This is a genomic window from Paenarthrobacter sp. JL.01a (assembly GCF_025452095.1).
In the GTDB taxonomy this organism is placed as follows: domain Bacteria; phylum Actinomycetota; class Actinomycetes; order Actinomycetales; family Micrococcaceae; genus Arthrobacter.
In genome coordinates this window covers 176,357-194,635 of sequence record NZ_CP104877.1, presented here as the reverse complement: position 1 = coordinate 194,635, position 18,279 = coordinate 176,357, and the positions used below count along the sequence as shown (strand labels likewise).

The 18,279-nt window shown below is 63.9% G+C and carries 22 protein-coding genes and 1 pseudogene; 5 read left to right on the top strand and 18 right to left on the bottom strand.

The genetic code is table 11. The annotated features are described in order from the left end of the window. Positions 1-25 precede the first annotated feature (25 nt). Positions 26-250 (bottom strand): NAD(P)/FAD-dependent oxidoreductase, encoded by a 225-nt coding sequence (locus N5P29_RS00965; RefSeq protein WP_186313718.1) that lies wholly within the window; start codon positions 248-250, stop codon positions 26-28. A gap of 132 nt (positions 251-382) precedes the next feature. On the opposite strand from N5P29_RS00965, the gene N5P29_RS00960 reads away from it, so the two are divergent. Next, the gene (locus tag N5P29_RS00960; RefSeq protein ID WP_262276842.1) at positions 383-1,057 is read left to right on the top strand and encodes a TetR/AcrR family transcriptional regulator; all 675 of its coding nucleotides are present in this window, start codon (positions 383-385) and stop codon (positions 1,055-1,057) included. Between the two features lie 11 nt (positions 1,058-1,068). Further along, the gene (locus N5P29_RS21050) at positions 1,069-1,245 is read left to right on the top strand and encodes an SDR family NAD(P)-dependent oxidoreductase (protein ID WP_400372342.1); all 177 of its coding nucleotides are present in this window, start codon (positions 1,069-1,071) and stop codon (positions 1,243-1,245) included. On the opposite strand, the gene N5P29_RS00955 is transcribed toward N5P29_RS21050, so the two are convergent. After that, positions 1,175-1,342, bottom strand: coding sequence for a hypothetical protein (locus tag N5P29_RS00955; RefSeq protein ID WP_262276841.1), 168 nt, complete (start codon positions 1,340-1,342; stop codon positions 1,175-1,177). The two genes, N5P29_RS21050 and N5P29_RS00955, sit on opposite strands and share 71 nt — an antisense overlap. Between N5P29_RS00955 and N5P29_RS21045 the strand changes: the two are divergent. Continuing rightward, positions 1,299-1,388 (top strand): annotated as a pseudogene (locus N5P29_RS21045) (hypothetical protein); the annotation flags it as partial. The gene N5P29_RS00955 and the pseudogene N5P29_RS21045 sit on opposite strands and share 44 nt — an antisense overlap. 117 nt (positions 1,389-1,505) lie before the next feature. Here the strand turns inward: N5P29_RS21045 and N5P29_RS00950 are convergent. Continuing rightward, on the bottom strand, positions 1,506-2,309 hold the full coding sequence (locus tag N5P29_RS00950) for an AraC family transcriptional regulator (RefSeq protein WP_262276840.1): 804 nt from the start codon (positions 2,307-2,309) through the stop codon (positions 1,506-1,508). A 65-nt stretch (positions 2,310-2,374) separates the two neighbouring features. Here N5P29_RS00950 and N5P29_RS00945 point away from each other — a divergent pair, with 65 nt between their 5' ends. Next, positions 2,375-2,887: a VOC family protein gene (locus N5P29_RS00945; RefSeq protein ID WP_262276839.1), complete on the top strand. Its 513-nt coding sequence runs from the start codon at positions 2,375-2,377 to the stop codon at positions 2,885-2,887. A gap of 31 nt (positions 2,888-2,918) precedes the next feature. On the opposite strand, the gene N5P29_RS00940 is transcribed toward N5P29_RS00945, so the two are convergent. The 15 genes from N5P29_RS00940 to lysS all read right to left on the bottom strand — a co-directional run bounded on the left by N5P29_RS00940 (position 2,919) and on the right by lysS (position 17,301). Continuing rightward, the gene (locus tag N5P29_RS00940; protein ID WP_262276838.1) at positions 2,919-3,278 is read right to left on the bottom strand and encodes a VOC family protein; all 360 of its coding nucleotides are present in this window, start codon (positions 3,276-3,278) and stop codon (positions 2,919-2,921) included. Positions 3,279-3,281: 3 nt separating this feature from the next. Continuing rightward, positions 3,282-3,542: a DUF4235 domain-containing protein gene (locus N5P29_RS00935; protein ID WP_144663171.1), complete on the bottom strand. Its 261-nt coding sequence runs from the start codon at positions 3,540-3,542 to the stop codon at positions 3,282-3,284. A gap of 103 nt (positions 3,543-3,645) precedes the next feature. Continuing rightward, positions 3,646-3,822 (bottom strand): CsbD family protein, encoded by a 177-nt coding sequence (locus N5P29_RS00930; protein WP_144663172.1) that lies wholly within the window; start codon positions 3,820-3,822, stop codon positions 3,646-3,648. A gap of 89 nt (positions 3,823-3,911) precedes the next feature. Then, positions 3,912-4,610, bottom strand: coding sequence for a dihydroxyacetone kinase phosphoryl donor subunit DhaM (gene dhaM / locus N5P29_RS00925; protein WP_262276837.1), 699 nt, complete (start codon positions 4,608-4,610; stop codon positions 3,912-3,914). Next, positions 4,607-5,263, bottom strand: a complete 657-nt coding sequence (dhaL, locus tag N5P29_RS00920; protein ID WP_262276836.1) for a dihydroxyacetone kinase subunit DhaL — start codon at positions 5,261-5,263, stop codon at positions 4,607-4,609. The genes dhaM and dhaL overlap by 4 nt, the downstream gene beginning before the upstream one ends. 2 nt (positions 5,264-5,265) lie before the next feature. Beyond that, entirely contained in the window at positions 5,266-6,261 is a 996-nt protein-coding gene (dhaK, locus tag N5P29_RS00915) for a dihydroxyacetone kinase subunit DhaK (RefSeq protein WP_262276835.1), read from the bottom strand. Positions 6,262-6,335: 74 nt separating this feature from the next. Continuing rightward, positions 6,336-6,524, bottom strand: a complete 189-nt coding sequence (locus tag N5P29_RS00910; protein ID WP_262276834.1) for a hypothetical protein — start codon at positions 6,522-6,524, stop codon at positions 6,336-6,338. 14 nt (positions 6,525-6,538) lie between these two features. After that, positions 6,539-7,987: an FAD-binding oxidoreductase gene (locus N5P29_RS00905; RefSeq protein ID WP_262276833.1), complete on the bottom strand. Its 1,449-nt coding sequence runs from the start codon at positions 7,985-7,987 to the stop codon at positions 6,539-6,541. A 124-nt stretch (positions 7,988-8,111) separates the two neighbouring features. After that, on the bottom strand, positions 8,112-8,621 hold the full coding sequence (locus tag N5P29_RS00900) for an amino-acid N-acetyltransferase (protein ID WP_262276832.1): 510 nt from the start codon (positions 8,619-8,621) through the stop codon (positions 8,112-8,114). Between the two features lie 103 nt (positions 8,622-8,724). After that, positions 8,725-10,821, bottom strand: a complete 2,097-nt coding sequence (locus N5P29_RS00895; RefSeq protein ID WP_262276831.1) for a S9 family peptidase — start codon at positions 10,819-10,821, stop codon at positions 8,725-8,727. Between the two features lie 65 nt (positions 10,822-10,886). Next, positions 10,887-12,113, bottom strand: coding sequence for a glycosyltransferase (locus N5P29_RS00890; protein ID WP_262276830.1), 1,227 nt, complete (start codon positions 12,111-12,113; stop codon positions 10,887-10,889). 175 nt (positions 12,114-12,288) lie between these two features. Continuing rightward, on the bottom strand, positions 12,289-14,781 hold the full coding sequence (locus tag N5P29_RS00885) for an ATP-dependent Clp protease ATP-binding subunit (protein WP_144663184.1): 2,493 nt from the start codon (positions 14,779-14,781) through the stop codon (positions 12,289-12,291). 359 nt (positions 14,782-15,140) lie between these two features. Continuing rightward, positions 15,141-15,464: a histone-like nucleoid-structuring protein Lsr2 gene (locus N5P29_RS00880; protein ID WP_262276829.1), complete on the bottom strand. Its 324-nt coding sequence runs from the start codon at positions 15,462-15,464 to the stop codon at positions 15,141-15,143. Between the two features lie 131 nt (positions 15,465-15,595). Next, positions 15,596-15,769 (bottom strand): hypothetical protein, encoded by a 174-nt coding sequence (locus N5P29_RS00875; protein ID WP_262276828.1) that lies wholly within the window; start codon positions 15,767-15,769, stop codon positions 15,596-15,598. 2 nt (positions 15,770-15,771) lie between these two features. After that, positions 15,772-17,301, bottom strand: a complete 1,530-nt coding sequence (gene lysS / locus N5P29_RS00870) for a lysine--tRNA ligase (protein ID WP_262276827.1) — start codon at positions 17,299-17,301, stop codon at positions 15,772-15,774. A gap of 75 nt (positions 17,302-17,376) precedes the next feature. On the opposite strand from lysS, the gene N5P29_RS00865 reads away from it, so the two are divergent. Further along, positions 17,377-18,273, top strand: coding sequence for an alpha/beta fold hydrolase (locus tag N5P29_RS00865; RefSeq protein WP_262276826.1), 897 nt, complete (start codon positions 17,377-17,379; stop codon positions 18,271-18,273). Positions 18,274-18,279: the final 6 nt, after the last annotated feature.

The window sequence follows — 18,279 nt, the reverse complement described above, 5'->3', positions numbered from 1 at the left end:
GGGAGGTTCTCTCTGGGTATTCGGTTCAGGACGCCAATGCCGGGCCAGGTCCTTCAGGCGTGGTCCTTCGTGGCCGCCACCTCGGCAGCTTGGGACGGAACGCCCGTTCCGCACTCCAGTTCTTATCGTGTGAAGCGTCGTCCTCCAGCGCCCGTGCGGCGATATACGCGGCGACCATTCCCGAAAGACCGCTTCCGAGGATGACGTTGTTGTTCCGAGCGGCCCCCACGCTCGTGTTTTGGGTGACCATTGCGTGCTCTTCCGCTCAAACCATTCGGATGGCCGGTGCATGTGCTCCGTGCCACATTCAGAATACCTAACTAACAGACGTTAGGGAAGACTTCGGCTTCCATTTACCTAACGACTGTTAGGATGACCGATTATGAGCGTGACGTCCTATGAAGCTGCCACCCAGGCCTTCGAATCGCGGCTGGAGGAATGGAATTGGACAGGCCAGAAGGCTGGCCGCCAGAACATCCTTGAGGCCTTCCTGCAGCTCGCCATTGCCAACGGTTTCAACTCCGTCTCGATGCGGACCATTGCGAATGCCGTAAATATCAAGCCTCCCAGCCTCTACTCCCACTTCCCCGATGGCCGGGACGAAATCGTCGCCGAATCCCTGCGCTGGCACTTCCACAGGTTCGGCGTCGCCCTGCTCGAAGCCGTTGCACCGGCGCGCAATGCGGAAGAGTTCTGGGATGCGATGGTCAGGCTTCACTTCACACGCCAGGTGCGGCTTCCCGAAAGCAACCTCTGGGATTTGCTCGTCGCCACAGACAGGATGGCAGAGGTGCTGCCCAAGGATCTACGGGCACAGGTGGACGATTGGGTGGCACTACACGAGCAAATGTATGAGGCAGCCGCGCGTGACATGGGGTGCCCGGAGCCGGCGGAGCATGTGAGGGTGGTGGTCACGCTCCTCGAGGGAGCTACGCGCTGGGCTCCCACTGATTGCACCGACACCGAACTTGAGGTGTTGGCGGACCGTGCGGTCACTCTGTCCCGGGCGATTTTGGCGGTCGAGTTTCAAGACCGTTCTGCCCCTGGAGGTACATAGTAAGTCAGCTGTTGGTCGCGGCATCCAACAGCCACCCTGTCGCCCTCGTCACCGGCGCCTCCTCCGGCATCGGCTACGAGTTGGCCCGGCAATTCCTTAGCAACGGCTTCGATACCGTCATGGTCGGACATTGGAGTGGGTGGCCCGTTCATCGAGACGGACCTGGCGCAGGAACTGTGGATCATTGATCCTTAACGTCGCGTCCACGATCAGCATCGCCAAGTGTGTCGCCAGGGACATGGTGGCGCGGAATGCAGGCCGGATCCTGTTAACCTCGTCAGTCATTGCCCGCACTCCTGCGCCGCTCCAGGCAATCTATGGAGCGTGCAAGGCATTCCTTCAGTCGTTCGGACAGGCGCAGCGTAACGATCCGAAGGACACCGGCGTCAGACACCGCCTTCGGCAGGCACTTCAGCGAACCCGACTCCGGCGAACCCGAAGAGATCCGCTAGCCATCAACAATCCTCCGATACGTACTCGGCGTAAAGCCCAGGTACTTCCGGAAGTCGTTCGTCAGGTGCGCGTGGTCCGCGTAGCCAAGTTCGACGGCGATCGCCGCAAGGTCCGCTGTTGGATCGGACCTTGCGCGCTCGGCGGCGTCCTGCAGCCTTCGACGCCGGATGAGGGCAGAAGGGCTGAGCCCGACGTACTTCTTCGCAATCCGTTGCAGGGTCCTGGGCGATACCGCCAAGCGCCGTGCGGCATCCTCAAGCAGGAGTACGTCGGGGTCGGAAGCGATCACATCCACCATGCGGTTGGCGAGCAGCGCCTCTTCTGTGGGAACAACATCCCTGGAAGCCAGCCACGCAGCAAAGGCGGCCACTGCACGCTCCCGGCGGGCGCCGCCGACGGGCGTTGCCGCGTCGGGAAGCAGGTCCATGGCGGCAGCAACCGCGGCGTGAAGGCCATCCAGCGGTAAGGCGACTTCCTGGTCGCGCAAGGCCTCGGGGTCATCCGTGAACAGGGGCACCGCGGCGGGCCGGAGCAGGGCGCCCACGGCCCAACCTTTGCCGCTGAGGTCGCGGAAACCGGCACGGGTGGTTGGGCCGGAAAACGCGACGCCACCACCTTGGACCACCAGGTTGGAGGCAGGGTAGGCGATCACATGTTGCCGGGAAGAGCGGCCAGGCTCGATGTCCCATTCGGGAATCCAGAACCATTCCACGAGCTCCGCGACGGCGTCCGGGGCGGGCAGCCGATGGAAAGTGGGCAGCCGCGCCGGATACAGGATGCCCTTGAAGGAGCTCTCCAACGGACCTCCAAACCTGTCGCGAATCTGCAAGCGCCCCTGCGCGGCCGGAGCGTAGCGTCGTAGCCATGACCGATACTACAAGCACAGAATCAACCACGGCAGCCGATGGGCAGTACACCACCCGCGGCGTCCCCAACGGGCTGACCAGCCTCACGCCCTTCCTGGCCGTGCCCAACGCCCGGGAAGCCATTGCGTTCTACCGCGACGTCTTCGGAGCCCGCGTGGTGGGCCAGACCGACATGGGCGGAGTGGTGGTGCACGCGGAACTGGACTTCGGAAACGGCCACCTCCAGCTCGGCGAGCCGAACCCGGAGTATCACCTGGTACCGGCACCGGACGGTGAGGACGACTGCTACACCATGGGCCTGTACTGCGCGGACGCGGATGGTCTGGTCCGAAAGGCGGAGCAAGCCGGCGCCACTGTCCGCGAGCCGCTGACCACCTTTGTTTCAGGTGACCGCTACGCCAGCATCCGCGATCCCTTCGGCGTTCGCTGGTCCATCATGACCCGGGTTGAAGACCTTTCCGAGGAAGAAAGCAACCGCCGGGTGGAAGAGTGGGCAGCCCAGCAGGGCTGACCGGCCCAAGCGGGCCGGCCGGCCCAAGCGGCTAGCTGAGGCAGAGGCAGAAGGGGTGGCCGGCCGGGTCAAGGAAAACCCGGAATGTTTCGCCCGGCTGGTGGTCCGCCTTGGTCGCGCCAAGGGCCAGCACAGGCTCCTCGCCCTTGTCCAGGTCCTCCACCACCATGTCCAGGTGCATTTGCTGCGGGATGGTCTGCCCGGGCCATACAGGAGCCTGGTAAACCTCCACCTGCTGGAAGGAGATGCAGTTGCTGCCGTCACTGGGGCGGATCTCGTACCAGTCTTCCTTGCCTTTGACTTCCCAGCCGAAAAGCTCGCCGTAGAAGGCGGCCAATGCGGCCGCGTCGGGGCAATCAAGAACAACGTTGGGGAATTTGGCTATAGCCATGGTTCAGACCTCGTCAGCCGTCTTTTGCATGCGGGCCAGGGCACTCTTGGTGCCCCGCTGGGTGAGTACGTGAACCACTGCGCCGACAGCTGCGGACACGACGGCGAACACCAGGACACCTGGCAGGGAGTCATCGAGGTCCGTGCCGTCCTTGGGTGCGGGCTTGCCGGTTTTCTTCTCCCAGAGCCCCTCCAGCGTTTTGTTGGCGAGCGCACCGGCACCCAGGCTCACGGCGAGTCCAAACAGCTTTACCACTATGTTCACGACGATCCTCCATCAATCAGCGCACCGCTGGAGCGGCGCTTCGCACAAGAAGTTCATACAACGCGACAGGGCCGCTGCAAGCGCAGCGGCCCTGTCCACATTCCTAATCCTTCTTGAAGGCGTCCTTCACCTTTTCGCCGGCGTTCTTCAGGTCAGCCTTGACCTGGTCGCCTTTGCCTTCGGCTTCGAGGCCCTTGTCGTCCGTCAGCTTGCCTGCAGCTTCCTTGGCCTTGCCGCCAAGCTTCTCGCCGGTGTTCTCCAACTTGTCGTCAGCACCCATGTCGCACCTCTTTCGTCGTAGGAACCTTGTACCTCTACAACATCACTAATCAGTGTACTTAGCAATATTTCGGCCAAAATCCGCTGGAACTAAAGCTCACCGAAACCCTCCTTGACCAAGCGGCCCACGTACTCAACGGCCTTGGACGCGTCCTTGCCCCGGGCTTCGACATGGAGGCTGGAGCCCTGCCCGGCGGCGAGCGCCATGAGCGCCATGATGGACATGCCGTCGACGCCGTTCACCGTCACCTCAGCGTCCAGCCCGGACAGGCCACCGGCGATCTTTGCCGCTGGCCGTGCGTGCATCCCCATGGGGTTGATGAGTTCGAAGTCTCCGCTCGCGTCCGGCTCATCCTGTCCATACGGATCGGGCAGGTCAGTACGCTTGGCCGATTCGGAGTCCTTGGTTGAGCCGGCCGCCTCGGCCGCCTTGCGGACATCCTCGACGCCGGCTCCCCCTTGCGCGGACACAGCCGCCGCGACGAGCCCCTCCACCAATGGCGCGTCGGCCAGTCGCACGGCGTCCGGATTGCTGGCGAATTCCATCGCGGATTCAGCCGTCATTACTGCCGAGCCAAGGTCGGTCAGCACAACAACGCCGTCGCCACCGGAATCCACCAGGGACTGCTCGACGGCGGCCAGCACCTTCTCCAGGCTGGTCCCGATCCGGCCGTCGTCAGTGCCCCCGGCGGCGACCAATCCGACGTCGGGCGCCATCTGGGCGGCGAGTTCAACGGCTCCTTCAGCGATCTTGCTGCTGTGCGACACCACCACAATCCCAACCGTCATCCGGTCGCTCCCGTACTGCCGGATGCGGCGGCTGCCTCGGCAGCTGCCCGCAGCAGGAGCGCGGTTGATGCCGCTCCGGGGTCCCGGTGGCCGGCGCTGCGGTCGCCAAGGTAGCTGGCCCGGCCCTTTCGTGCCACCAGTGGATCCGTCGCCCCGGCACCTTCCTCCGCTGCCTTGGCGGCCGCTTCCAGCACGGCCGACGGTTCTGCGCCGTCGGCCGCCGCCTTCGCAGCAGCCTCGACTGCCGGCGTCCACGCATCGACCATTGTCTTGTCCCCAGGCTCGGCCTTTCCACGCGCCACAACCCCGTCCAGCGCTGCAGCGAGGGCCGCTGCGAGCGCCTCCGGGTCGACGTCGACCGTGTCGCCCAGCGAGGTGGCCGCGCGCAGGTAGGCCGTTCCGTAAAGCGGCCCGGCTGCTCCACCCACTTTGGACATGAGCGCCATGGCGGCGGCCTTCAACGCGGCACCAGGGGTTTCAGGCGGGCTTTCATCAAGCTTCTGCAGCACCGCCTGGAAACCGCGGTCCATGTTCTCTCCGTGGTCGGAATCCCCGATGGCCCGGTCCAGCTCAATCAGCTCGACCCTGTGCTCAGCCATCGCTTTGGCGGACAGCCTCAGCCAATCCTGCGCCCACTTGACGTCCAGCCCCATGCTCAGGCTCCCCATCGCAGCGCGGCAGTGTGGACGGGAGCGTCCCAGAGCCCTGTCATCTCGTCGTCCAGGCGCAGCACGGACACGGAGCACCCCTGCATCTCCAGGGACGTCACATAGTTCCCCACCAGGGAGCGCTCCACCGTGACGCCACGTTCAGCAAGAACCTGCGCGGCGTGCCGGTACACGATGTACAGCTCGCTCTGCGGAGTCCCTCCCATTCCGTTGACGAACAGCAGCACCTTGGAACTCAGGCCAAGGTCCTCCAGCACTGGTTCCAGGAGCCGGTCGGTGATGGCGTCGGCTCCTTCCATGGCGATCCTGTGGCGGCCCGGCTCGCCGTGGATTCCGATGCCGATCTCAATTTCGTCGTCGGCGAGCTCGAAACTCGGTGTTCCCGCGTGCGGCACGGTGCACCCGGACAGGGCCACGCCCATTGTCCGCACGTTGGCCACCACCCTTTCGGCGATGGCCGTGACGGCGTCAAGATCGTCTCCGCGCTCCGCCGCAGCACCTGCGATCTTCTCCACCAAGACGGTTCCGCCAACACCACGGCGCCCGGCCGTGTACAGCGAGTCCTCCACGGCGACGTCGTCGTTGACCAGGACCGAACGCACGTGAACGCCCTCGGCCTGCGCCATCTCGGCCGCGGTCTCGAAGTTCAGGACGTCGCCGGTGTAGTTCTTCACGATATGGACGACGCCGGCGCCTGAGTCGACCGCGACGGTGGCCGGAATGATCTGGTCAGGGGTGGGCGAGGTGAAGACGGCACCCGGGACAGCGGCGTCGAGCATGCCGAGCCCGACGAAGCCCGCGTGCAGGGGCTCGTGGCCGCTGCCTCCGCCGGAAACTAGGGCGACCTTGCCCTTTACCGGTGCACCTTTCCGGACGACGAACTTCGGCTCGGGGTGGACGTCCACGATGTCGGCATGCGCCATGCCGAACCCTTCGACGGACTCGTCCACCACGGCACGCGGATCATTGATGAGCTTTTTCATTGGATGCTCCTGGCGTGGTGTGGCTGGTGCTCTGACCCTACTACCGGGGCCGTGGCCCCGGTAGGCCTTGCGGGCTACTCCTCGCCGGACGGTTCCGTCACCTCACTGGCCTCCTGCCGCACCGGGAACTCCGGCCAGAAAGCCGAGTAGAGATCCGGGTCGCTGTGCCGGTCGCCGGACCAGGAAGCATCATGCGGCCACGGCCCGTTGGGGAGGTCGATCTGGAACGCCGAGAAATCGGGAAATGTGACCCTATGGTCCATTGTCCGCATCCCCTTCAGCTGTTCAGCACGGCGTCGCCGCCAGCGGTGGCAACGTCTTCGAGCAGGACGGTCTGATCGATGACCGGCAGCCCTACGACGTGCCCAAAACTGAACATATTCTGCGGATCCACTTCGGCCTTCGCCTTGCGGAGCCGTTCACGGACGCTTGGCCCCCACGGCCGTTCCCTGTCCTCGGCGTCCACAAAATGTCCGTGCAGGTTGACGAAAGTTCCGCCGCTGGAGGCCGGGCGCAGGTCCTCACGAACGGCGTCGAACACCCCCGGAAGCAGCTCCGCCACAGGCGGGACGGCCATGCCGGCCATAAAGAAGCTGAACGCAGCATCGCGCGCTCCCACCATGTCCTCGCCATCCGCGCAGGTGGCCAGGGCCCCGCCAAGGAGCCGGATTTCCGCCATGAGCACGGGGCTTGGGACACCAGGGCCGAAGTGCCGAAGGATGGCGTCCTTGGCCCCCTGGTCCAGACGATCCAGCAGGAAACCCCGCTCCCGCACGGGGACGGGCTGATCAGGGTCCTGATGCACCATATCCATTTGGGTGGAATCCAAGGGACCGGTTCCGTCCATCATGAAGGGAGCACTCCGGCGCATCGGCTCCAGCAGCTGGGTGGCCACCGCGGCGTCGCCCTGGTAGGCATACCGCAGGTGCACTACGAATCTTCCGCGCAGCGGTTCGGGGACGATGTCCATGTCCGGCAGGCGAAGGAAGGCCAACGACGCCGATGCCTCCTTGGGCAGCTCCGGCACCCATTCGCTGAACTGCTGGAGCACGGCCGGGGCGTGCTCGCCGTCGTAGTAGAGGCCGCCGGCGAAGAGGTCCGAGCTGGGAAACAGGTGGAATTCCATGGCCGTGACGATGCCGAGGTTCCCCTTTCCGCCCCGCAAGAGGTAGAACAATTCGGAGTTCTCGTCTTTGCTCACCCGGCGCTGGGTGCCGTCGGCGGTGACGAGTTCAAAGGCGATTACATGGTCCGAGGCGAAGCCGTACTTGCGGCCAAGTATGGGCAAACCGCCGCCAAGCGTGTAGCCCACCACGCCGACGTCGGTAGTTGAGCCGCAGAGGCCCATCAAACCGAAGGTGGCCGCGTGGTCCACCACTGCCCTCCACCGGACACCCGCTCCGACACGGGCGGTCTTCTCGACGGGATCGATACTGAGCTCCAGCATGCGGCGCGTACTGATGAGCAGGCCACCTTCAATGGCGTTGGTGGCACCGTGACCCGTGGATTGCACGGAAACAGGCATCCGACGTTCCGCAGCCCAACGGACCGCCGCCGTGACGTCCTCCGCATCGAGGGCGCCGAAGGCAAGGTCCGGCTGGTGCCGGGTGGATAGATTGAAAGCCGCTACTTCTGCGGCGAAGCCGGGATTGGCAGGCGTGAACACTGGCCCGCGCACGCTGAGTTGGAGTTCTGAAACATCTGAAATGGACGCGTGGGACTGCATGATCTTCTCTCACATTGACCGAGTAGTGGAAGCTTCCCCAGCAAGCCGTGATCAGTTTATCCATCAACTGGATATAAGAGAAGAGGTTTTAAATCACCCATAATCGGGCGGCGGTTGTCAAGGCCTAGAGCTGCTTGATCATGCGGGTGTTGCCCAAGGTGTTGGGCTTGACCCGGGCAAGGTCCAGGAACTCCGCCACACCCTCGTCATGCGAGCGCAGCAACTCCGAGTACACCTGCGGATCCACCGCGGACTGGTCCGCCATGACCTCGAATCCGTGGCGCTTGAAGAAGTCCACCTCGAAGGTCAGGCAGAAGACCCGGCTCACACCCAGGGCACGTGCTTCTTCCAGGAGATCTTCCACCAGGGTGTGCCCGACGCCGCGTCCGCGCCAGGAGTCTGCCGCCGCCAGCGTGCGGATTTCGGCCAGGTCTTCCCACATCACATGCAGTGCGCCGCAGCCGATAACCTCGCCGGCGTCGGATTCGGCGATCCGGAATTCCTGGAGGCTCTCGTAGTAGGCCACCGTCTCCTTCGCCATGAGAATCCGCTCCTCCGCCAGTGGAGCAACCAGCCTTTTAATGGCCGCCACGTCGCTGGTGCGGGCAGGGCGAAGGGTGAAGTAGGAAGTCACTCCCCCATCCTAGCGAGATGGGCGGAAGGGGCAGCTTCGTGAAGGCAGGTGGGCGACGATCCGACGGATGTCCGGAGGCTGATCCGCCAGCCTCCGGACACACCTACACTCCCAACTCTTCGGGCAGCGCCACATCCTTGCCCAGAACCTGCTTGGCCAGGAAGTGCTCCACGACGCCGTACCAAACCTTGGCGTGCTGCGGTTGCAGGATCCAGTGGTTCTCATCCGGGAAGTACAGGAAGCGGTGCGGGCTCTGGCCGTTGTCGTCAGCCGGCAGCTGGGAAGAGGACAGGAGCTCGTACCAAAGCCGCAAGCCCTCGCCGATCGGCACCCGGTAGTCCTTGTCACCGTGGATCACCAGCATGGGCGTCTTGATGTCGCCCACGTTCAGGTGCGGCGAATTCTCCATGGCCATCTCAGCGGTCATTTCCTTCAGCCAGTACTGGGCAGCATCCGTGGTAGGCCCGAACTGGTCCAGCGCCCACAGGCTGGCATGCGTGACGATGGCCTTGAAACGGTCCGTTTGCCCGGCCACCCAGTTCGCCATGTAGCCACCGAACGAGCCACCCATCGCGGCGGTCCGCGATTCGTCAATATCGGGTCGCGCCACCGCGGCATCGGTGATGGCCATAAGGTCCGTAAAGGGCTTCTTTCCCCATTCGCCCCATCCGCGCTGGATGAAGTCCTGCCCGTAGCCGGTGGACAGGGCTGGATCGGGCAGCAGGACGGCGTAGCCCTTGGCTACCAACAGCCACGGGTTCCAGCGCCAAGTCCAGGCATTCCACGAGCCCAGGGGCCCTCCATGGATCCACAGCAGGAGCGGCGCGGGATTGTCGGCCGAGGCATCATCCGGGAGGGCGAGGTACGCAGGGACCCGCGCGCCGTCGTCGGCTGTTGCCTCCACGCGTTCAAGCCGGCCCTTGTACACGGGGCGATCCGCCGGAGCCTGCAGGCGGACCACTTCTCCCGTGGCGAGGTCGATCCGCACTGCTTCGGCGGGGAATTCATAGGAGCTGCGCAGCGCATAGGCCACGCTTCCGTCGGGAGAAACCTCGACGTCGGTATAGGCCGCGCCGTCCCTCGTCACCTGCGTGACCCCACCGTCAGCGACGTCGATCCGGAAAACCGGCGACGCGCCGTCGTCGTCCGCCTTCGCCAGGATGGCAGTTCCGTCCGGGAGCCACGCCAGTGCGGTAGCCCATCGATCCCACTCATGAGCCAGGGGTTGCAGGTCAGTGGTTTCACCGCCGGCGACGTTCAGCAGGTGCAGCTTCACCTGGGGCGCCTGGGTGGGCGTTGTGTCACTCTCGCTCTCCACCACCAGCGTCCGGTTATCCGGGCTGACGGGACCCGGGAAGTAGCTCATTCCTGCGTGGTCGAGCAGCACCTTGACGGCACCGGTAGCCACGTCTATGGCGGCCAGGACCTGGCGGCTGTCGGCTTTGGCCAGCGCCTTGGCCATGCTGGTGTAGATGGTTTTGCCATCAGGGCTCACCACCGTTTTTGCTTCCCGAAGCGAACTTCCGACGCCGGATGTCAGGTTCCGCAGCTTCAGCGGCGCGGTGGCGTCCACCGTCGAGGGTTTGCCGGGTTCCTTCTCTTCACCAGGCTCCACCGCAAAGATCCGCGGCTCCGCAGGCCCGAGGTCGGCATCCCAATAGCGGACGGGGTAGCCGCTGTGCAGGATGGCCGAGACCTTGTTGTCCTTGCGGGCCTTCCTGCGTTCTTCATCGTTTTCCTCGTCGGTTGAGCCGGCAAGGACCTCTGCGTTGATGAACGTTGCGTCGGCGCTCTTGGCCGTCATGACCGAACTGATGCCCCCGGGACGCGAGTGAACCACGCGCGCTTCACCGCCGTCGGACGGGAGCAGCCACAGCGCGTTGACGGGGTCAGCGTCGGGGCTTTCAGGGTCCGGGCGGGCCGAAGTGAAGTAGAGGTCGCCGTTGGCCGCGAAGGCAGCACCGGTTTCGCCCTTGGAACTGCGGGTGATCCGGCGCGCACGGCTTTCGCCTGCTGGGTCCAGCTCCCACAGGGCGGTAGTAAACGCGGTTCCTTTGGAGTTCAACGTCGTCACGGTGGTGACCAGGCGACTGCCATCCGGGCTGAGCGCCAGGCCTCCTACCCGCGGGATTGCGAGGTAGTGGTCCAGGTCGCGAAAGGGGGTTTCGGGCTGCGCGCCCGAGGTATCAGCAGAGTCCATGCTCCGATTCAACACCGAATGTGTTCGTCATCACAGTCAGGTTCACTTAGAGTGAAACACTACTTTCAGATATTCCTTCCAGCTTCGATCCGCCGCAGTGCGTCAACGACCGGGGTGGTCCCGTCTTCTTCGGCGACGGCTGCCGCGATTTCCTTCGCCCGCAGACTGTACGACGGCGTGTGGGCGGCTTTCGCAATAGCCTCGCCGAGGCGCTCCGGAGTCAGCGTCTTGTGCGGAAGTGGGCGGGGACCAACCCCGAGCGCGGCAATCCTTGAGGCCCACAGTGGTTGGTCGGTGTACACCGGTACGGCTACCGCAGGGACACCGGCCCGGAAGCCGGCCGCCGTCGTTCCAGCCCCCGCGTGATGCACCACCGCGGCCATCCGCGGAAACAGCCACTCATGGGGAACATCCCCGACGCCGATTGCGTCATCGCCCAGGACTCCCTCCGCCCCTTGCACCACAGCCCTGGTGCCGGCCCGCCGAGTAGCCTCGAGGATGAAGTCGGGGTCAATGTGGGCACTGCTGCCAAAGCCAACGAAGACCGGCGGTGGTCCGTCCCCGAGGAAGTCCACCAGATCCCTCGTGGGCTCCCAGTCCTGCCTGCTTGCAGGCCACCAGTATCCGGCCATGACCAGTCCGTCGTGCCAATCTGAAGGACGCGGAAGCACCGTGGGGCTGATGCCGTGGAGCGTGGTTGCCCGGGCCTTCCTTCTACGCCTCTCGCCCGCGGCCCTGCTTTCTTTGGTCAGGCCCAGGGCCTTGCGAAGCCGCCTGCTGGGTCCGTCATAGGGGGCCGGCCCTGCTGCAGCACGCTCGCCAATAAGCTTGTTGCCCCAAGGGCCAAGGCTTCGCGCCGAGTTCATGATCACCGGCGGGTAGGCAGAGCTGGGTTCCGTGGGTTGCAGATGGGCCCCGATGGCTGGGATGCCGAAGGCTTCAGCAACGTCGTACGCGTAGGGCGCTACCGAGTTCGCCAGAATGACGTCGGCTCCGGCTTCGGCTGCGGCCAGCGTGCCGATCGCGGCATTCTCCATGTACTGCCCCAGCTGGCGCCAGAACTCCACGAGGTTGCCCGGTTCCGGCTTCGCCCCTGGAGCCGGCCGCCTGATGAGCCGGGCCAAGTCCCCCTGTAGTGGCCTGAATTCACAGCCGGACTCGAAAACCAGTGCAGCGTACGCAGGGTTGGCGGCAATAGCGACCTCATAGCCCAAGTGCTGCAGGCGGGATCCGAGGCCCGCCATGGGCGCAACGTCACCCCTGGTACCGGGAGCCACCATCAAAACGCGCATGCTTCCCTCCCCCACTGGAGTTTTTGTACAGATGCTGCCCTTATAAGGCCACGATAACGTCATTAGCTGTACAAAAACTCCACGGGCGGCAGAGCACGGGCGGTCGGGGGCACGGGAAAGCCCCGCCCACTCCTTTCGGAATGAACGGGGCTTTCGTTGGGCCAGGCCAGATAACTTACGCGGTAGGAGCAATCTCCGGGATGCGCGGCTTGGCGTTGCCTTCGAACGTGAACTTGGCGTCATCACCTTCACCCTCGACGTCCACCACAACGATGTCGCCGGTGTGGATGTCGCCGAACAGGATCTTCTCGGACAGTTGGTCCTCGATCTCGCGCTGGATGGTGCGGCGCAGCGGCCGGGCACCCATTGCGGGGTCGTAACCGCGGGTAGCGAGCAGGACCTTGGCGGCCTTGGTGAGCTCGATGCCCATGTCCTTGTCCTTGAGGCGACGCTCCAGGCGGGTGACGAACAGGTCCACGATCTCGATGATCTCGTCCTGCGTCAGCTGAGGGAACACCACGACGTCGTCAACGCGGTTGAGGAACTCGGGGCGGAAGTGCTGCTTGAGCTCTTCCGTGACCCGTGCACGCATCCGGTTGTAGCCGGTCTGGGTGTCCGTGCCGGACTGGAAGCCGGTCGCGACGCTCTTGGAGATGTCGCGGGTACCCAGGTTGGTGGTCATGATGATCACGGTGTTCTTGAAGTCCACCACGCGGCCCTGGGAGTCGGTCAGGCGGCCGTCTTCCAGAATCTGCAGCAGCGAGTTGAAGAGATCGGCGTGTGCCTTCTCAACTTCGTCGAACAGCACCACGGAGAACGGACGACGACGGACCTTCTCGGTCAGCTGGCCGCCCTCTTCGTAGCCGACGTAGCCCGGAGGTGCACCGAAGAGACGCGAAACCGTGTGCTTCTCGGAGTACTCGGACATGTCCAGCGTGATGAGGGCGTCCTCTTCACCGAACAGGAACTCGGCCAGCGCCTTGGCGAGCTCGGTCTTTCCGACGCCGGTGGGGCCGGCGAAGATGAACGAACCACCCGGACGCTTGGGGTCCTTCAGGCCTGCACGGGTACGGCGGATAGCCTGCGACAGGGCCTTGATGGCCTCGTCCTGGCCGACGACACGCTTGTGCAGTTCGTCTTCCATCTTGAGGAGCCGCGACGACTCTTCCTCGGTGAGCTTGAAGACCGGGATGCCGGTGGAGTTCGCGAGAACCTCCGCAATCAGGTCTTCGTCAACCTCGGAGATGTCGTCCATGCCGCCGGACTTCCAGGTGCGCTCCTTCTCCGCGCGTTCGGCAATGAGCTTCTGCTCCTTGTCGCGCAGCGAGGCAGCACCCTCGAAGTCTTGGGCGTCGATGGCGGATTCCTTCTCCATCTTGACGTCGGCAATGCGCTCGTCCATGGCCTTGAGCTCCGGCGGGGCGGTCATGCGCCGGATGCGCAGGCGTGCGCCGGCTTCATCGATGAGGTCGATGGCCTTGTCCGGCAGGAAGCGGTCCGAGATGTACCGTTCGGCGAGCTGCGCGGCGGAGGCCAGTGCGCCGTCGGTGATCGTGACGCGGTGGTGTGCCTCGTAACGGTCCCGCAGGCCCTTGAGGATCTCGATCGCGTGTGCAACAGAGGGTTCCTTGACCTGGATTGGCTGGAAGCGGCGCTCGAGGGCGGCATCCTTCTCGATGTGCTTGCGGTACTCGTCCAGGGTGGTGGCACCAATGGTCTGGAGTTCGCCACGGGCGAGCATCGGCTTCAGGATGGACGCAGCATCGATGGCACCTTCTGCGGCACCTGCACCGACGAGGGTGTGGATCTCGTCAATGAACAGGATGATGTCGCCACGGGTGCGGATCTCCTTGAGGACCTTCTTCAGGCGCTCTTCGAAGTCACCACGGTAACGGGAACCGGCAACCAGGGAACCAAGGTCCAGCGTGTAAAGCTGCTTGTCCTTGATGGTTTCCGGGACATCGCCGCGGACGATCGCCTGGGCGAGGCCTTCGACGACGGCGGTCTTGCCGACGCCGGGCTCGCCGATCAGCACGGGGTTGTTCTTGGTACGGCGGGAGAGGACCTGCATGACGCGTTCCATCTCCTGCTCGCGGCCGATCACGGGATCGAGCTTGTTTTCGCGGGCAGCCTGGGTGAGGTTGCGGCCGAACTGGTCCAGGACCACCGAGCCGGCAGGGGTACCTTCGGGCTGGCCCTGGCCGGAACCGCTTCCGGCGGTTTCCTTGCCCTGGTAGCCGGAGAGCAGCTGGATAACCTGCTGCCGGACCCGGTTCAGGTCCGCACCAAGCTTGACCAGCACCTGGGCGGCCACGCCTTCGCCTTCGCGAATGAGGCCGAGCAGGATGTGCTCGGTACCGATGTAGTTGTGGCCGAGCTGCAGTGCTTCGCGGAGCGAAAGCTCAAGCACCTTCTTGGCGCGCGGCGTGAAGGGGATGTGACCGGACGGGGCTTGCTGGCCCTGGCCGATGATCTCCTGCACTTGCTCGCGGACGCCATCGAGCGAAATGCTCAGGGACTCGAGCGCCTTGGCTGCAACGCCTTCACCCTCGTGGATCAGACCCAAGAGGATGTGCTCGGTACCGATGTAATTGTGGTTGAGCATCCTTGCCTCTTCTTGGGCAAGGACGACCACGCGACGGGCACGGTCCGTAAATCTCTCAAACATTTCGCCACACTCCTAGCTACGACGTACTTTGATGCTACGTGCCCGGAGAAGACTTTTGGAGCGTGTTCGCCACAGGGGAAACATGACGCTGTTGCGGAATAAATCCGTTTGGAACCCTTGACCGGGAACGACGGCGGTGACATCCTCCCCTCTGCCGGCCGGCGGTCCTCCAGGGCTCCCGCCGACCCCGCCGTGGGCGGATGCTCCGGCGGGGATTCACGGGATCAAAATGAAGCCCAGGTCACTTTCCAGTGCCGCGGATTCACAGAAAATTCCCAGCATGGATGCGCAGCGACCAAAAAGGGTTGCTTAAACAACGAATGCCCCGGCAGCGACTGCCGGGGCATTGAAGTGATGAATCAGGAATTTGCCTTTTGATAAGCTTCCTGAATTTCGGCCTGAATACGGCCGCGGCTGTTGACCGTGTAGCCGTTATCGCGGGCCCACTGGCGGATCTGTGCAGAATCCTGGTTGCGGACTGCAGCAGCACGGCCACGGGTTGCGCGACCGGAGGTCTTGCGGGCTTTGGCGACGTACGGTTCCAGGGCTTTCCGGAGGGAAGCTGCGTTAGCCGTGGACAGGTCCATCTCGTAGCTCACGCCATCGAGGCCAAAACGGACAGTTTCGTCCGCAGACCCTTCATCCAGGTCATCGACGAGGATGATTTTTACTTTCTGTGCCATGAGTTGCCTCTCATTCGGAGGGTTTGGATAATCAGAAATTCCCCGGGTTTCTTTCTTGATTATCTGTCACGGCAAGCACGCGCGTCAAAGCACAATTGGATTGCCCTGCTTAGGGGCACCCAATTCCGGGCCTATTTAGTGGCCGGACCTTCCGGAGTGGGACCCTGATTTCTCATATTGGCCTCCTCCTGGGCGCGGGCTTCTGCCTGGCGCTCGGATTTGTCCGCATTGAAGATGGACTTCATGGCAAACCAGAAAATCAAACCAACCACCACTGATGGCGCCAGGACTGCGATGTACTCCATGATCAGTGCCCTTCAGGCTTCAACAGGGGGAAAAGAATGGTTTCGCGGATACCGGCACCGGTAAACAACATGACCAAGCGGTCGATTCCGAGTCCGATTCCGCCCATGGGCGGCGCACCGTATTCGAGAGCGCGAAGGAAGTCCTCATCCAGCTGCATGGCTTCTTCATCACCGGCAGCGGACCTGCGGGATTGCTCCGTGAGGCGTTCGCGCTGAATAACAGGGTCAATCAACTCGGAGAATGCCGTTCCGCGCTCCATGCCGCCAATAATGAGGTCCCACGCCTCGATCAAACGGCCATCCTCGCGGTGCGGGCGGGCCAATGGCTGCGCCGACGGCGGGTAGTCGTACACAAAAGTGGGGTTGAGGAGCGTGGGCTCCACGATTTCACCGAAGAGTTCAACCACAATCTTCTCGGCGTCCCATTTCGGATCCACCTTGACGTCGTGCTTGGCGGCGATCGCCAACAACTCCTCCACAGTGGTGTCCGGGGTAATTTCCACGCCCACTGCTTCTGAAATACCGGGGTACACGGCGAGCCAGGCCCATTCGCCGTCGAGATTAATCTCACCGGCTTCCGTTTGGATGGTGCGTGTACCCACAACGTCGGCCACATTCAGGATGATTTCCTTCATGCGCTCCGCCATGACGAACTGGTCGGCCCACGCCTCGTAGCATTCAAGCGTGGTGAATTCGGGGCTGTGGGTGGAGTCCACACCTTCGTTGCGGAACACCCTGCCCATGTCGTAGACACGGTCAATTCCACCGACGACTGCGCGCTTAAGGAAAAGCTCGGTGGCAATGCGGAGCGTCATTTTCTGGTCGAAAGCATTCATGTGCGTTTCGAAAGGACGGGCCGTTGCACCGCCGTGGACCAGCTGCAGGATGGGCGTTTCCACCTCGACATAACCGTGACGGTCAAGGGTATCGCGGACCGAACGGGTAATGGCAGCGCGCTTGTAAACCATCTCGCGGGCTTCGTCGCGGACCATGAGATCCACATAGCGCTGGCGGACGCGGGTTTCCTCGTTGAGCTCCGCGTGCAGGACGGGGAGCGGACGCAGTGCCTTGGACGCCATGGACCAGGAATCGGCCATCACGGACAGTTCGCCGCGGCGGGAGGAAATTACCTCGCCCTTAATGAAGACGTGGTCGCCGAGGTCCACAAGGGCCTTCCAGTCGGCCAGGGCTTCCTCGCCGACGTTCGCCAGGCTCAGCATCGCCTGCAGGCGCACACCCTTGCCGTCCACGCCGCCCTCCTGGAGGGTGGCGAAGCAGAGCTTGCCGGTGTTGCGGACAAACACCACGCGTCCGGTGACGCCAACGACGTCGCCCGTCGTCTCATCGGCCTCGAGGTGCGCGTACTTTTCGCGGATTTCGCTGAGGGAGTGGGTCCGTTCCACGCCCACGGGATAGGCCTCCGTGCCGCGCTCGATCAGCTTCGCGCGCTTGTCCATGCGGATGCGCATCTGCTCGCTGGCGTCGATGGGTTCTGCGGGGGTGTTCGGGGCTGGGGTGTTTGCGGAAGTCACAGTCCTTAAGTTTACCGTTGATTACGGGCCTCCACTTCCGGACTTTGCCAGCGGGCCAAAGCATAGACTCGGACAGTGGAGACATGGATGGTTGAAACGTACGACGGCGGCGGGCAGCTTGAGGTGCACAGCTTCAGGCCGGCGGCGGCCGCCTCGCTTCCCGGCGCCCAAGCGCCTGCGGAACCGGCCGGCGTCGTGCTTGTCCATGGCACTCTGGTGACCGATTCCCTGTACTGGTCCTTCGCGCGGACCTTGAGCGTCCTGCTGGGGCGACCGGTCCACAGTTACAACCGGCGCGGCCGCGGCAATTCCGCCCCGCAACCCGCCGGATACTCCGTCGACACCGAGATCTCGGACCTCCAGGCGGTCATGGAGAAAAGCGGCTCCACCGACGTCGTTGCCCACAGCTATGGCGGGTTTGTGGCGCTTCAGGCTGCGCGGGAGACCGTGATCAACCGCCTGGTGACCTATGACGCCGCGGTGTCCTTGTCCGGCAACTTGAGCAGCCGGTGGCGACCGGAGCTGGAGGAGGCAGTCACCGCGGGCCAGCTGGACCACGCATGGGCGCATCTGGTGCAGGGCCTGGGAACTGCCGGCCCGATTTCCTACCTTCCGCTGCGCGCCCTGCGTACCTTGAGCGTGCTGTCGGCCCAAACCAGGCTGGGACTGGAGATGCGCTCCCTGCTGCCCACCGCCGTCGTGGAAATGCGGGCAGTCCTCAACGCTGATGCGCACCTGCACGACTTCATGAAGTTGTCCACGCCCACCCTCATGCTCAGCGGCGGATGGAGTCCGTCGTACTTCGGGGAGACGGGGCGGGCGCTGGCTGGCGCCGTTCCCGCCATCGAGTTCGCGGTGGTGCCGCGGCAATTCCACGAAGGTCCGCTGCGGCCTGGACGGCGCCTGGCGGCGCGGATCGCGCGCTTCCTTTCAACGAACCACCTCCCGGAAGAGCGGGCGGACGCCACCTAAGATGTT